Annotated in this window: 11 protein-coding genes; 3 read left to right on the top strand and 8 right to left on the bottom strand. The window is 36.5% G+C overall.

Translation table 11 applies throughout. From position 1 onward, the window contains the following. Nucleotides 1–48 precede the first annotated feature (48 nt). Together DBR39_RS16540 and DBR39_RS16545 are read left to right on the top strand one after the other, a co-directional pair. A complete protein-coding gene (locus DBR39_RS16540; protein WP_185147206.1) occupies nucleotides 49–3,264 on the top strand; it encodes a S8/S53 family peptidase in 3,216 nt (1,071 codons plus the stop codon). Nucleotides 3,265–3,346: 82 nt separating this feature from the next. After that, nucleotides 3,347–3,862: a DUF6702 family protein gene (locus DBR39_RS16545; RefSeq protein WP_124534933.1), complete on the top strand. Its 516-nt coding sequence runs from the start codon at nucleotides 3,347–3,349 to the stop codon at nucleotides 3,860–3,862. Nucleotides 3,863–4,095: 233 nt separating this feature from the next. On the opposite strand, the gene DBR39_RS16550 is transcribed toward DBR39_RS16545, so the two are convergent. Together DBR39_RS16550 and radA are read right to left on the bottom strand one after the other, a co-directional pair. Next, complete coding sequence (locus tag DBR39_RS16550; RefSeq protein ID WP_124534935.1) at nucleotides 4,096–4,689, bottom strand: ACP phosphodiesterase; 594 nt, start codon at nucleotides 4,687–4,689, stop codon at nucleotides 4,096–4,098. Nucleotides 4,690–4,787: 98 nt separating this feature from the next. Then, nucleotides 4,788–6,137 (bottom strand): DNA repair protein RadA, encoded by a 1,350-nt coding sequence (gene radA / locus DBR39_RS16555; protein WP_124534937.1) that lies wholly within the window; start codon nucleotides 6,135–6,137, stop codon nucleotides 4,788–4,790. Nucleotides 6,138–6,274: 137 nt separating this feature from the next. Between radA and DBR39_RS16560 the strand changes: the two genes are divergently transcribed. Beyond that, nucleotides 6,275–6,844 carry a YceI family protein gene (locus tag DBR39_RS16560; RefSeq protein ID WP_124534939.1) on the top strand — a complete coding sequence of 190 codons (570 nt, stop codon included), beginning with the start codon at nucleotides 6,275–6,277 and terminating at the stop codon, nucleotides 6,842–6,844. A 292-nt stretch (nucleotides 6,845–7,136) separates the two neighbouring features. Here DBR39_RS16560 and DBR39_RS16565 read toward each other — a convergent pair whose 3' ends face one another. The 6 genes from DBR39_RS16565 to DBR39_RS16590 form a co-directional block, all read right to left on the bottom strand. Beyond that, nucleotides 7,137–8,837 carry a bifunctional alpha/beta hydrolase/class I SAM-dependent methyltransferase gene (locus tag DBR39_RS16565; RefSeq protein ID WP_124534941.1) on the bottom strand — a complete coding sequence of 567 codons (1,701 nt, stop codon included), beginning with the start codon at nucleotides 8,835–8,837 and terminating at the stop codon, nucleotides 7,137–7,139. Nucleotides 8,838–8,840: 3 nt separating this feature from the next. Then, nucleotides 8,841–10,211, bottom strand: coding sequence for a phosphatase PAP2 family protein (locus DBR39_RS16570; RefSeq protein ID WP_124534942.1), 1,371 nt, complete (start codon nucleotides 10,209–10,211; stop codon nucleotides 8,841–8,843). Beyond that, nucleotides 10,124–10,879 (bottom strand): SDR family NAD(P)-dependent oxidoreductase, encoded by a 756-nt coding sequence (locus DBR39_RS16575; RefSeq protein WP_124534944.1) that lies wholly within the window; start codon nucleotides 10,877–10,879, stop codon nucleotides 10,124–10,126. The genes DBR39_RS16570 and DBR39_RS16575 overlap by 88 nt, the downstream gene beginning before the upstream one ends. Before the next feature lie 399 nt (nucleotides 10,880–11,278). Then, nucleotides 11,279–12,316, bottom strand: a complete 1,038-nt coding sequence (locus tag DBR39_RS16580; RefSeq protein ID WP_124534947.1) for a patatin-like phospholipase family protein — start codon at nucleotides 12,314–12,316, stop codon at nucleotides 11,279–11,281. Nucleotides 12,317–12,320: 4 nt separating this feature from the next. Beyond that, nucleotides 12,321–13,124: a phosphatidate cytidylyltransferase gene (locus tag DBR39_RS16585; RefSeq protein ID WP_124534949.1), complete on the bottom strand. Its 804-nt coding sequence runs from the start codon at nucleotides 13,122–13,124 to the stop codon at nucleotides 12,321–12,323. Further along, entirely contained in the window at nucleotides 13,114–13,716 is a 603-nt protein-coding gene (locus DBR39_RS16590; protein WP_124534951.1) for a CDP-alcohol phosphatidyltransferase family protein, read from the bottom strand. Before DBR39_RS16590 ends, DBR39_RS16585 begins: the two co-directional genes overlap by 11 nt. Nucleotides 13,717–13,805: the final 89 nt, after the last annotated feature.

The raw sequence follows: 13,805 nt of genomic DNA on the forward strand, positions 1-13,805 counted from the left end.
TTCCATGTCGGATAAAAATTGTATAATTGCATTGATAAAAAAATGAAAATGGATATTAAAAAATTATTTTTTACAAAAGTACACATTTCACATGGAGGAGCGAAGCTTCTACGAAATGCTACAGCAGCCTTTTTGGGATTATATTCCTATGCTTTTTACGGGCAGGTACAGAAATTGGATTCCCGGTTTGATATTTTATTGAAAAATAAAGAGAGTATCACCAATGGAAGATCTGTAAAAGAACTGGAACGCCCCGATATGAAACTTGATCAGCATTTGGTGGTGACTTCTAAGGGGGCACAAACAATGTATTCATGTATTATCTATACGAAAGAACCCGAAAAACTGAAAGCTGACGGATTTCTTGTTCAGAGCCAGTTACCTACTTTTTCTACAGCTTTAGCTTCTATTGAAGATATTGAAAGACTGACGAAACTTCCCTATGTAACCTCTGTAATGGGGCCAACATTTGATGAACTTCATAACGATACGAGCAGAGCTCAGTCCGGAGCAAGTCTTTTGCAGGATGGAGTTTTTAATAATACAGCTTATAACGGTACCGGCATTCTGGTGGGAATTTTTGACAGTGGAATAGACTGGAAACATCCTGACTTCAGAAAAGCGGATGACCAGACCAAAAGTAGAATTGTTTCCATCTGGGATCAGACATTAACTGCACAAGCGGGAGAAATTGCTCCAGTAGGGTTTGGAACTGGTGTAGAATATACAAGAGCACAGATTGAAGATGAACTGGATGGAACACCAACAGGTTTCGTTCGTGAAAATGATACCAACGGACATGGAACACACGTTTCGGGTACCGCTGCTGGAAACGGAGCTGCTTTTACCGATAAAAGACATAAAGGATTTTCATCTGATGCAGATATTGTTTTTGTAAAAGGTGGGAACGGATCTTTTCCTACAACCAATACCATTAATGCTTTAACTTATTTCAAAAATGTAGCTACGGCTCTCAATAAACCTATCGTTGTCAATATGAGTATTGGCGGACAGGGAACTGCCCATGACGGAACTTCAAGCCATGAAGTGGCGGTTAACAATTTTACGACTTCAGGAGCAGGAAGAGTAGTCGTTATTTCTGCAGGTAACGATTATGGAGCCAATCTTCACAGAAAAGTTGATATCGAAGCTAATGGTTCACAGACCTATAATTTTACGGTAGCAAGCAACACCTCTGCAGGAACGGTATTTTCATTCATTATGTATGCCAATGATAACACTCCTGTTACAGCAAAGCTAACAACTCCCGATGGACAGGTGTATACCCAAAATATAAGTACTACTACTGCTCACAGTATACTGGGAGGAGATCTTACAGCCACGATGTATAACTATTGGGGAAATGATAATAACAAACGATATGTTCAGCTGATAATTACCAGAACTTCAGGAACTACGAATGCTCAGGGGAATTATACATTAGAAATTACCAACAACGGAGCACAGCAGATCACAACCCATGGCTGGTTGTATAGTCAGGGAGTGGCAACCACTTTACAAAACGGTGATAATGAATATATTGTAGGGTCTCCGGGGAATGCCTCTAATGCTATTACAGTAGCTTCTTATATGGGAAGACCCAGCTGGTATAGTACAGCTGCTTATTCTACCACAACTCCGCAGGAGTCCATCTCTTCATTCAGTTCACAGGGACCAAGAGTAGATGGGGTTCAAAAACCTGAAATTGCAGGTTCCGGTCAGAATGTTATTTCATCAAGATCCAGTAATTCTGCTCCTGCAGCAACAGATATTATTGCGGGAACTACTTATTATGTGAAAAACCAGGGGACAAGTATGTCATCACCGGGAGTAGCGGGAGCGGTAGGATTATTGCTTCAGGCGAATCCGACATTAACGGCAGCACAGGTGAAAGCACGTCTTACTGCTAATGCAAGAATGGACGGTGCAACGGGTACGGTTCCAAACATGAGATGGGGATATGGTAAATTGGATATTTATAAAGCAGTTACCGATGAGTTAGGTTGTGTAAAATCCAATTTTGAGACTGTAGGTTATGATGAACCTTACATTGTTGCCAGTACGGAAGCTAATTATTATTTTGATAATATCGCCCTTGCGGTAAGATATACACCAACATTGACAGGGAAACTGGGAGGTTTCTCATTTATGACAGGATCTTCAATCCCTTCAGATATTCCGGTAGATATTCAAATCAGAAAAGTGAATGCCAGCGGAAATCCTGGAGATATTATTGCCACTAAAACCATTACTTCATGGCTTAATAATACACAGAGATATAGCTGGAACTACGTAAATCTTTCCGATCTGAACGTACAAATGGTAACCGGAAAAGAATTTTATATCGTCGTAAATGGCTTAGGAGGAAGAATTGCTATGAAAGCTGAAAGCGCAGTAGTCAACAACAGATCTAAAACTTCCACAGATGGTACTTCATGGACTTCAAGAACTTTTGATCTTAAAATGAGAGCCATAGTCTATGAAAATGTTGCTGAAGTGAAAAACTTAGCCAATTCCAATCAAACTAAAACAAGTGCAGCAGCCAATGGATATAACTACTTTACCAATAACTGCCAGCTGATCTCAAGAGTTGAAAAAGAAACGGCGAGTACAGTAACAGGAAATGTAACTTCAAAAGTATGGGTAGACAATGCACAGCCCAATTATGTAGCAAGAAGATATGAAATCAATTCGGATGCAAACACTACCACGGCAACCGGAAAAGTAACTTTATACTTCAAACAGGCTGATTTCGATGCTTATAATCTTACAAGTGGAGTAAAATTACCTATTTCACCTACCGATGTTGCCAATAAAGCCAATCTTCTTATCGAAAAATATACAGGAACAAGTACTATAGGTACCACCGCTTCTTTTGGAGGAACAGCAGCCATTATCACTCCTGACATTGCTGATATTATCTGGAATGATACCTACCAATACTGGGAAGTGAGCTTCCAGACAACAGGTTTTGGAGGATATTTTGTTAAAACAGGGACAACGCTGGGTACGGCAGATGTTAAGATCAATTCAGAAGTGAATATCACTCCGAATCCGGCGAAAGATTTTGTAAATGTAGTATTAGGAAGACATTCTAAAGCAGCAGTAACCATTTACGATGTTTCAGGGAAATTGATTAAAACTGTACATGTGAATACAAATTCAGGGAAAATTGATATTTCTGAACTGGTAAGAGGAACCTATCTGTTTACGATTGCACTGGATGATAATACAAAAATTACGAAAAAAGTAATTAAACAATAGATCTTTATCAATCAAATGATAATATAAAAGCAACAGTTTCTATAACTGTTGCTTTTTTTATATTTGCTATAAAATAAAATTCATGCCGGGTAAGTTTTTTTGGAGTTTTCTTTTATTATTAACAATCGTATTTCAGAGTTTTACAGAAGGTGAAGCTTTTCACCCCTATCATGTAGGCTCTGTAGAAATTAATTATAATGCAAAATCCAGAACATTTGAAGTGACAGGAAGATTCTTTCTCGATGACATGGAAAATGGTTTAGGGAAAAAATATGGAGGAGCTTTTCATTTTAATGATGAAAAATACAAAGCAAAACTGAATGAAGCCTTACAAAAATATTGCGCAGAATATTTCAAATTAAAGGCAGATAACAAGTTTCTGAAAGTAAACTATATCGGCTATGAAGAAGACCAGGAATCAGTGAATGTCTTTCTTGAATCTGAAGTAACCAGCAGCCCTAAAAAAGTAGAAACCGCAGTAAGCTTTCTCTATAACCTTTTTGATGATCAGATTAATATCGTTCATATCATTGTGAACGGACAAAGAAGCAGTGAAAAACTTACCTATCCTAACCGTTATCTTTATAAGCAGTTTTAAAAATATGATGGATTAGCTATAGAAGTTGGGTAGCTCTACAATTCTGTTTGGATTATTTTAATTTTACACAAAGGTTTAACATATTGTATGATGTTTTTAAGGGAGCAAAGGTAGAATCAACTTCATTGATTCCCTTTAAGCGAACGAATATTCATACAGTTTAGCCAGCGGCTTAGCTCACTTGTAATGAGTTATTTTAATATCAACTTTGCGTTTTAAATAATTCTAAAATATTAATTTTCCAGCTGAAGCAGCGTATTGATCCCTTTCGCATGGGCGAGCAGATCAGGAAAAAAATCATCATAACATTGCTGAAGATGCTCTTTATTCTTTAAAAAAGCTTCAAATACAGGAATATCTTTATCCAGATATTTTGCTTTATTCAGCACATTCTGAACACTGAATTTAATTCCCCAATCTTCACGGTAATTATAAAGCCAGTCGTCATGCTCCATTTTGACAAGCATTTTTTTGAAATTTTCAGGCAGCCATTGCTCATTGGCATTCAGAGCTTTGTAAACCCTGAGAGAATGGGCTTTCCACTCTGGCAGAGAGTTCAGTGAAAGATCTCTGGCTACAAAGTGATCCATCGAAACATCTACAAATGCACCTGCATACAATCTTACCAAAGGTGCAAAAACCTTTTTGGCTTCATGAATGGCAGGGTGAGAGTCTGTAAATGTATCAATAGCCCTGTGAAGGGTAATCCCGTCCTGAATATCTTTCGGGAAAGAAAAACGATCTCTATTGCGGATAAAATCTTCCAGAAATTGCCCCACGATCTGTCCGTCGGTAAAAGATAGAAAAGAATGAGCCAGGTAATTCATAACTTAAAGGTATGAATTAAATGTGGATCGTAGATATAATAATGAATGGTGAATGATGAATTCACTTCGAACTCCCTCATTGACCATTCACAATAATTCTAGAAAAGTCTCTCATGAAAATCTTCAATCTTACTCACTTCTTCAATCTTAATCCCAAATTTTCTTTTCGGAATTTTATTAAGATTGGAAACAAATATCTTTTCATACCCCAGTTTTTCAGCCTCGGTAATTCTTTGCTCTACCTGCGCTATAGGACGTATTTCTCCACTTAATCCGATTTCTCCTGCGAAGCAGTAGTGTTCTGAGATGGCAATATCTTCATTGGATGAAAGAACAGAAGCAATAACGGCCAGATCCAGTGCCGGGTCGTCTGTTTTTATCCCTCCGGTAATATTCAGGAAAACGTCTTTCGCTCCCAGTTGGAAACCTGCTCTTTTTTCCAGAACGGCCAAAAGCATATTCAGCCTTTTAGAATCAAAACCTGTGCAGCTTCTCTGAGGGGTACCATACACTGCTGTGCTTACCAATGCCTGAATTTCAAGAAGCATAGGACGGTTTCCTTCCAGCGTTACAGCAACTGAATTTCCAGACAGTTCCTCAAATTTTTTGGTGATCAGAATTTCAGAAGGATTTTTAATCTCCTTTAGTCCCTGTGAGACCATCTCGTAAATTCCAATTTCGGAAGTCGATCCAAAACGGTTTTTATTAGCTCTTAACAATCTGAAAAGATGATTTCTGTCCCCGTCGAAGTTCAGAACGACATCTACCATATGTTCCAGCACTTTTGGTCCGGCAATCTGGCCATCTTTGGTGATATGTCCTACGAGGAATACCGGAGTATTGTTTTCTTTAGCATATTTGATGATCTCATTGGAACATTCCCTGATCTGGGAAACTGTTCCAGGAGAGCTCTCTATCAGCTGAGACTGCAGGGTCTGAATAGAATCGATGATCATGAAATCCGGTTCCAGCTTCTTAGCTTCATGAAGGATTTTTTCCAATGATGTTTCCGTGTAAAGAAAACAGTTCGGATTTTGGATATCGGTAAGCCTGTCTGCTCTCATTTTGATCTGAGAAGCACTTTCTTCCCCCGAAACATAGAAGACTTTTTTCTTCATTTTCAAAGCAAGCTGAAGCAGAAGAGTAGACTTTCCGATTCCGGGCTCACCACCAATCAACGTAACAGAACCTAAAACAATCCCACCTCCCAGGACACGGTTCAGTTCTTCAGAAGGAGTTTTGATTCTCGGTTCTTCGCTGGTTTCCACTTCAACAATATTGATAACATGTTGCTTGGTTTTTGAGAAAGGAGGAGTTTTATGAGACGTTTTTTCAACCACTTCCTCTACTAAAGTATTCCATTCTCCGCAGCTTTTGCATTGTCCCAGCCATTGGGGATATTGGGTTCCGCAGTTTTGACAGAAATATGCTGTTTTCAGTTTTGCCATACTGCGAAGTTATAAAAAAGCATTTTTTTTACAGAATCTAAATGGATTTAATATTAAAAACTAATACCGCTATGGTAGAAATATCTTTCATATCTTAGCTTCATTCAATTAAAATAGTAATGTAAAATATAATTACAATGAAAAAAGTATTTTTATCTTTCGCATTTATGCTTTTAAGTATTGTTGCATTGGCACAAGGTACATGGGAAGCAGACACCATGCATTCTTCCATCAACTTTAATATTAAGCATATGGGAATTAGCTTTGTACAGGGGAGGTTCGATAAATTTGACGGAAGAGTGGTCAATAGCGGAGCTAATCTCGATAATGCAGATGTAAGCTTTGCGGTAAGTGTTCGTACCATAAATACCGGAGTGGATATGAGAGACAGACATCTTGTAAGTGAAGAGTTTTTCGATGCTGCCAAATTTCCTGCGATTGAATTTAAAAGTTCTTCTATCACAAAAGATAAGAACAATAACTATATCCTGAAAGGAAAGCTGACGATGAGAGGGGTAGAAAAAGAAATAAGTGTTCCTGTGACATTTGGGGGAATTACAAAAAATAAAGACGGAAAAGAAATAATGGGGATTCAGACAAAATTTACAGTGAACCGTTTGGATTATGGAATCAAATATGATCCGTCCGGAGCAGGTATTGCCAAAGATGTTGAAGTAACAGCTTATTTTGAACTGGTTAAGCAGTAATATTTAAAATATAACATAAAAAAAGGTTTTCCAATCAAATGGGAAACCTTTTTTTATGGAAATTGTTTAAACCTTACAAAAATACAAAAGTGAAAAAAGCTTTCATTTTAAAACACTTTAGTCCACTTAAGTAAGATTAAAATGAGTCCGCAGAAAAGTACACCTAGCTCTAAAAAAAACTTAAGTGTTTAAAACTTTTGTGACTATTGTGGTTAAAAATAATCAATGCCAAAGTTGGGACCAATTCATGTATAAAGCTCATTGAAAATCGATGAAAAAATTAAAGATATTTTTAATTTGAAACATTCACTTTTCCGGAAGAAACAGTAAAGATTCCAAAATCATCGATCAGCATATTTTCCTTCTGAACGGAATTAAAAGCCATAACTCTGTCCAGTTCTTTCTGTGAACGCCTTCTCATAATCCAATCCTTTTTCTGATGATTGTTCAGAACATAGGCGATCATTTTCAATTGTGGATGCCATGGTTGTCCTGTATAAACGATATAAGCATTCTTTTCTGAAATAGAATTCACTCCCTGAATCGCTTTACTGGCCATTTCGTTATCCCCAAAAAGCTCAAGGATTCCGGATACAATGGTGATATTAGGTTCGAAATTCAGTTTTTGATAGGTCTGTGGATCAAAGCAGTCAAAATTGGTAAAATGGATTTTCTGATAATTCTTTTCTTGGATAACCTTTTTCCCAATTTCAATATTGGATGTGACAAATTCATTGATGACAATTTCTGCATCCGGATATTTTTCTTTGATGTCAAATAAATAATTTCCGGTTCCTCCTGCAATATCAAGTATTTTAATCGGTCTTCCCTGCTGCTGCAGAGTGTGTATATTTTGTTCTAGCAGCTGAAGCAAATGCTGTTTTCGGATGCGGATTCCCTTCCAGCCGATAGCATTAAGGTAATTTTTATCCATCATTTTCCCAAAACCGAACTTCCCTTTCGGCTGATTCTGGTAAACATAATCCAATGAAGCTCCGGAATCAAATCCATACTTCAAGCCGATGGCCATTCCATTGCTTATTTTTCCGATCTTTCCTAAAGACAATTTCTGCATTTTAAAATTCAGGGTATTGCCGACATTATTTTGCAGGTCTTTATACTCTTTTACAGAAAAAGGATCAGGAGAAAGAGAGGCTTGTTTTACATTTCTGTTGAAGCATTTTTCAGCAAAATCCACAATTTTATCATACACTTTTTCCTTTCCGGTATCGAATAAAATGCCGTGGAAAAAGTCTGGAAGAACTTCATAGTATTTCAAATCTGTATCCAGTTTTTCATGGAATATTTTCTGATCTTTATTGAAAACGACATGATCTTTTTCTGCAGCCAGAATTAAAGTTGGGGTATCTATAGCTTCGGCATCTTCCACCAGACGTTTTCCGGCTTTTGCAAGATCAATGAGAAGTTCTGCATCTATCGATCTCGAGATAAGAGGATCGGTGTCGTATGCTTTTTGCTGTTCCGGATCATGAGTCAGCATTTTGGATTTCACATAACTTTTAATGATCAGACCTTTCTTGAGCTTCGTTCCTAAAGTAATCATTTCATTAGCCAGTGGAACGATGAGGTTGATTCTAAAAGCAGGAGCCAAAAGTGCCATTCCAGCAATACACGGGGCGAAATCATGAGCCCACGCAGAGGCAACAACTCCACCAATACTGTTGGCAACAACGAAAATATCTGAGATTTTCACATTGTATTGTGAGCAAATAAACTTAGCAAATGAATCAAGATCTCTTACATAGTCCATAAAAACAGATGAGGTCTGGGTTTTTGTATAACCATGCCCACGCAGATCGAATGCGAAGATGTTGTATTTTGAAAACTGAGGAGATGTGGAAATATCATTCAGTCTTTCAGAATGCTCATGCCCACGATGGATGATGATGATACTTTTCTGATGAGGCTGGTAATTCCACTCACGGTAGAAAATTTCACTGTTGTCAAAACTCTTAAAATGTCCGCTGTTCATAGATTAAAATTTTTTGAGAAAATCCTTCAGATAAGTATGAATTACAGCATGCTTATTGTGGGTTTTCATTATGGTTATTGCTTCTGCTAAGGGTAAAGATAAAGTATTTTTGATTACTAAAATTCCGATCACTGAACTTCTGGTGAATCCCATGGTGCAGTGGATTAAGATTTTTCCGCCTGGAGGAAGTTGTCTGTAATTTTCTGTGATTTTTGTAACCAATTTTTGAGTCTCGTGAATATCAAATGTCCCAATATCCAAAAAAGGAACAGAATGATAGTTGGCTGTATTTTTTATTACAGGAAGTTCTTCTATTTCGGCCGATACATCATATACAAATGTAGTTGGGGTAAGTTCAAAATTTTTGACAGCTTCATAGTTGGGTCTTGATGAAATATACAAATTGGGAAGGATTTCTTCAGGAGTTTTGTTTTTCCGGAAAAACTTCCAAAATATCCGGTATATCAGTAAATAAGGGAAATAGAAAATCTTTTTTACCCACGGGATATCTCCGGTTTTATTTTTTAAAAAGAAGATATTGTTTTTCTGATACTGATATCCGATCAGCATATTCATCAGAGCCAGCCACAGTAAAACCAATCCTGTATGCCCAATGAATTTATCCGTCAAAAGTGCCAGTAAAATAAATATCCATGCTGAGAAAAAATACATATTGGCTACATGGAAATTTCTGTACAGAAAATCATTTTTACTATAAGGAAAGAGGATAAAACTAAGATGGGCAAGAATACTTCCGGCAATAATATCAATCAAATGATGCTGATAAGTCGTCAAGGTAGAAATTCCCAACAAAATAAGCCAAAGCATTAATAATGTTCTTCCTTTTTTTAAATTCCTGAAAACAGACCAGAAAATAAAAGCATAGGCAATATGTAATGAAGGAGCCTGGTTAAAAGGTGAATCAAATACTTTTAAAAACTGAAAAGAATACCCAAGAAAAGAATTGCTGACTTCAGGTTTGGGCGAGGAATATTGTAAGGGAAATAATAAGAAACAAATTCCGGCAATAATGGTTGCAAAGAGCATTCGCTGTATTAAGACTCTAAACTGTTCTTTATTCTGACAGCAGAAAAATACCACACAGAAAAAGAAACCGCTCGTCATATAAGGAATAATACTCCATGGGATGAAAGGGATATATTTTTCAAATTCAAAAACAAAAGACGGAATTTCAGTTAATGTTGAAACATACCATGCTGCAAAATTGTACGCCATCATAAATACGATGGCACATAAAGTCAGGGCATATACTTTCTGTTGTACTGTCAGTCGTTTTTCATCCATCTGGCTTTTCTGAACATGATGATATTTAATAATGAAGAAGGAAGTAGAGATAAAGATTTCATCATCCATCTCATTTTTGAAGGAAAAATAATACGTTTTTTCTGTTTTTCAATAGCTTCAGAAATTATAGATGCCGCAGTTTCCACATCTGTAAGAAATGGTTTTTTGCTTAAATCATCCTGATTAAGCTGTCTTAATTTTTCAGTATCTATATATCCGGGGGCAATCGTGGTAACGGAAATTCCAAAAGGCTTCAAGGCACGGCGGTAAGCATCGGCAATCTGTATCACAGATCGCTTTGTCTTCGTATAAAGACTAGAGTTTTCATACTCCAGAATCCCTGAGACAGAAGCAATCACAGCAATACTTCCTTTTTTCTTGTTTCTCATTACTTTTCTTGCAACTTCGAAACAGTTGATCGTTCCCAGAATATTCGTTTGCAGCATTTCCTCTGCTTCTTCGTATGAAATTCTTCCCGCAACATCTTCTGCATAGCTTCCTGCACAGTTGATGAAAATATCAAGCCCGTTTTTATCCACAAGAAAAGACTGCAATGTGGATAACAGAGCATTCATATCACAAACATCTGCTTGGAAAGCTTTTAAATTTTTATGATGATTTTCCGGGATTTTGGTCAGATCTCTTCCACAGACTCCTACACAATATCCTTTAGAAAGATAATGCTTAGCCAGAGCATAGCCAATCCCTGAAGTTCCGCCTGCGATAAAAACGTTCATGAGTGTTTGATGGTTTTCAATTTTATGTAAAAATAGATTTTAAAAGTGAAAACAGGAATAATGTTTTTTAATGAAGCTGTCTAAACTTTTATTTTTTGAAACATGAAGATTGTATTAAGATGTTGAGAGTATTAAGATAAGCTTCGCTTTAAGCTTAAAAATCAGAATGATTTATCTTAACTATACTTTATTTCTTAAATCTTCCTTAATGGTTCATATAATTATAATAAAGCTAATATATTCAATAGACACGGGCTTTAGCTCGTAATCACAATAGATGTAATAGCATTGGCTTTAGCCAAAACGTAAATCTATTTCAAAAACCACTCCGTCAAATTTTCAATTTGCCACCCCTCCAGAGGAGGGGAATTTTTACATTTTTAATTGAAATATTTGTTATTACTTTTTTATACTCTTCATTGTCTGATCAAACCCATACTGCCACTGTATTTCCATGTCTTTCACAAATTGTTGATAACTTTTTGGGAATGAAAAATCAATCTCAAACTTTTTCCAGTTGATTCCCTTTTTTAGATAATGCCCTTCCAGTTCCTGTTTGATGTTGGTGGTATCAATCTGAAAATCAGATAAAAGTTTTTCTGTTTCAGAAAGTCTTTCATTTCCGCTAAAACCAAAGACGGAACGAACGAGTGCTTCCTCCACCGGATTGTAAGATTGTTTTTTTTCGGTGATGATTTCCTGAGCCAGATGTTGAGCCAGTTCAGCAGGAACAAGATCTATAGCTCCGCCTGCAAAATATCTTCCCTGAAAAAATGCCGGTTTTACATAAAACATATCCGAAACAGAAGCCCGGGTGCTTTCAAGTAAGGAAAAATTGGTGATGATTTTGAGCGATTCTTCAACGGCACTGTTTTTAAAACTTTCAGAATTGCTGATGATTTGTTCAGGATGAATCCTCTTTGCCGTTTCAGGATCAGTGAAAATTACTTTTTGATATAATCTTTTTCTGTTTCTGGGTTGATTTGTTTCTTCTGAACTGAAGAGAAGCTCTGAACCAATGATTACGGTAGGAATTTCTTTTGAAAACGTTACGTTTTTTAGGGTTGGAAAACAGTCAGACAAATCCTGAGGCAGCTCAACAAGATATCGGTTGAAAACATCTTCAACAAAAGGTGCGTTTCTTTTGTCAAATAGCTTTTTCAAGGAGAAAAGACCTATTCTTGAAAGCTTCTTTTGCTTTGTTAATATAGTACCGGAAACAAATTCAAAATATTCCTCCGACTTCAGATATTCTTTCCGGGAAAGATGATCAGGAAAAGCATTGATAACAGTTGCAGCAAATGATCCTCCACAGGAAGCAATAAGGACATCCGGTTTGAGATCCAGTTCTTCCAGAGCTGCAAAGATCCCAAGATAAATCATCAATCTTGTTCCGCCTCCTGAAAAGATAACTGCCCTTTTAAATTTTTCATCCATTGCTTTAATTTTTTATCAGAAGAGGAAGTGCCCAGAAGAATAATGGAGCATTGAAGATCAGACTATCCACTCTGTCCAGCAGACCGCCATGTCCGGGAAGAAGGTTTCCTGTATCTTTTACGTCGGTTTTTCTTTTTAAATAAGACATGAAAATATCTCCGAAAAATCCCGAGATCCCCAAAATAAGTCCTAAAATACTGTTGGTTAAAATATCGGTTTTAAGTAGAAAATATCCTAAAATATTACTTAAAATAATGGTGAGAAAAACTCCGCCGATAAGGCCTTCCAATGTTTTGTTGGGACTTATCTGAGGGGTTATTTTATGTTTTCCGAAAAATTTTCCCATCAAATATTGAAAAACGTCATTCAGTTCCGTTACTACCACAATAAAAATAATGGCACTGATACCATGGGTACTATTTCTTATCCATAATAAATGGGGGAAAGAAAAAAGACATACCAATAAGGCTATGGAAACCCCATATAGTTGTTTTGCTGAAGCTTTTATTAATAAGAAATAAAGAAGAACAAATATTCCTAAAAGGGAAGAGTATAAAAGATAATTTTCAATGTTGAAATAAAACAATAAATAGAACTGGGAGATTCCTATGAATATTGATGAAATAACAGGATTCACGGGGACTTTAAACATTTTTGAAAATTCAAGGAATGATTGCAGCCCTATCCACGAGACAAAAAGTGCCATAGCAAGAGGATGTAAAATACCCAACGCAAAAACAATAATGATATAGATCCATGTTTTTACCCTTAGAGGGACATCTGCGAATTTATTTTCTTCAGGCTTCATTCAAAGATTTCTTAAGTCGTGTATAAGTACTGATGATGAGTAAAGCAATGATAATTCCAAAAATATACTGGGAAATAGAGGTAATATTGACTCCAAAAAATATCAGTAAACCATATAATCCCAAGATAAGTGCACGGTCGCTTTTTCCCATAGGACCATCATAACGTCGTTCTTTTCCTACAATTTTCCCTATCAATCCGGCAAATTCATTAATGACACTCAGAATAATAAAGATGACAATAAGATACAAGCTTTCCGGTTGAAATTTAAGAAGAGGAAAAAAAACAATCACATCCGAAACAATATCACCCACTTCATTTAAGACCTCTCCAAGCTTACTTGTCTGATTAAATTTCCTTGCCATCATTCCATCCAGAGCATTTAAGGCCATTCTCAGAAGTAATCCGATTGGCAGGCTTAGGAAGAACCATTTCGAAACATCTGCATTCCAGAATAATACTCCGATCACCATAGATAATAGGATAGAGCTGATCGTAATCTGATTGGCTGTGATGCTATTCTTATGTAAAAATAATAAAACAGGAGTGAGCAGCTGCTGAAATTTTGGTTTGAGTTTATATACGGAAATCATGATGGTTATTGCTTTGTGTCATTTGCTTATATCAAATATAGATAATTTTTTTTATCAGGTTTTATAATTGTTTGAGTGGTGTTTTTCTA

Origin of the sequence: Chryseobacterium sp. KBW03 (assembly GCF_003852415.1) — a bacterium.
GTDB lineage: Bacteria > Bacteroidota > Bacteroidia > Flavobacteriales > Weeksellaceae > Chryseobacterium > Chryseobacterium viscerum.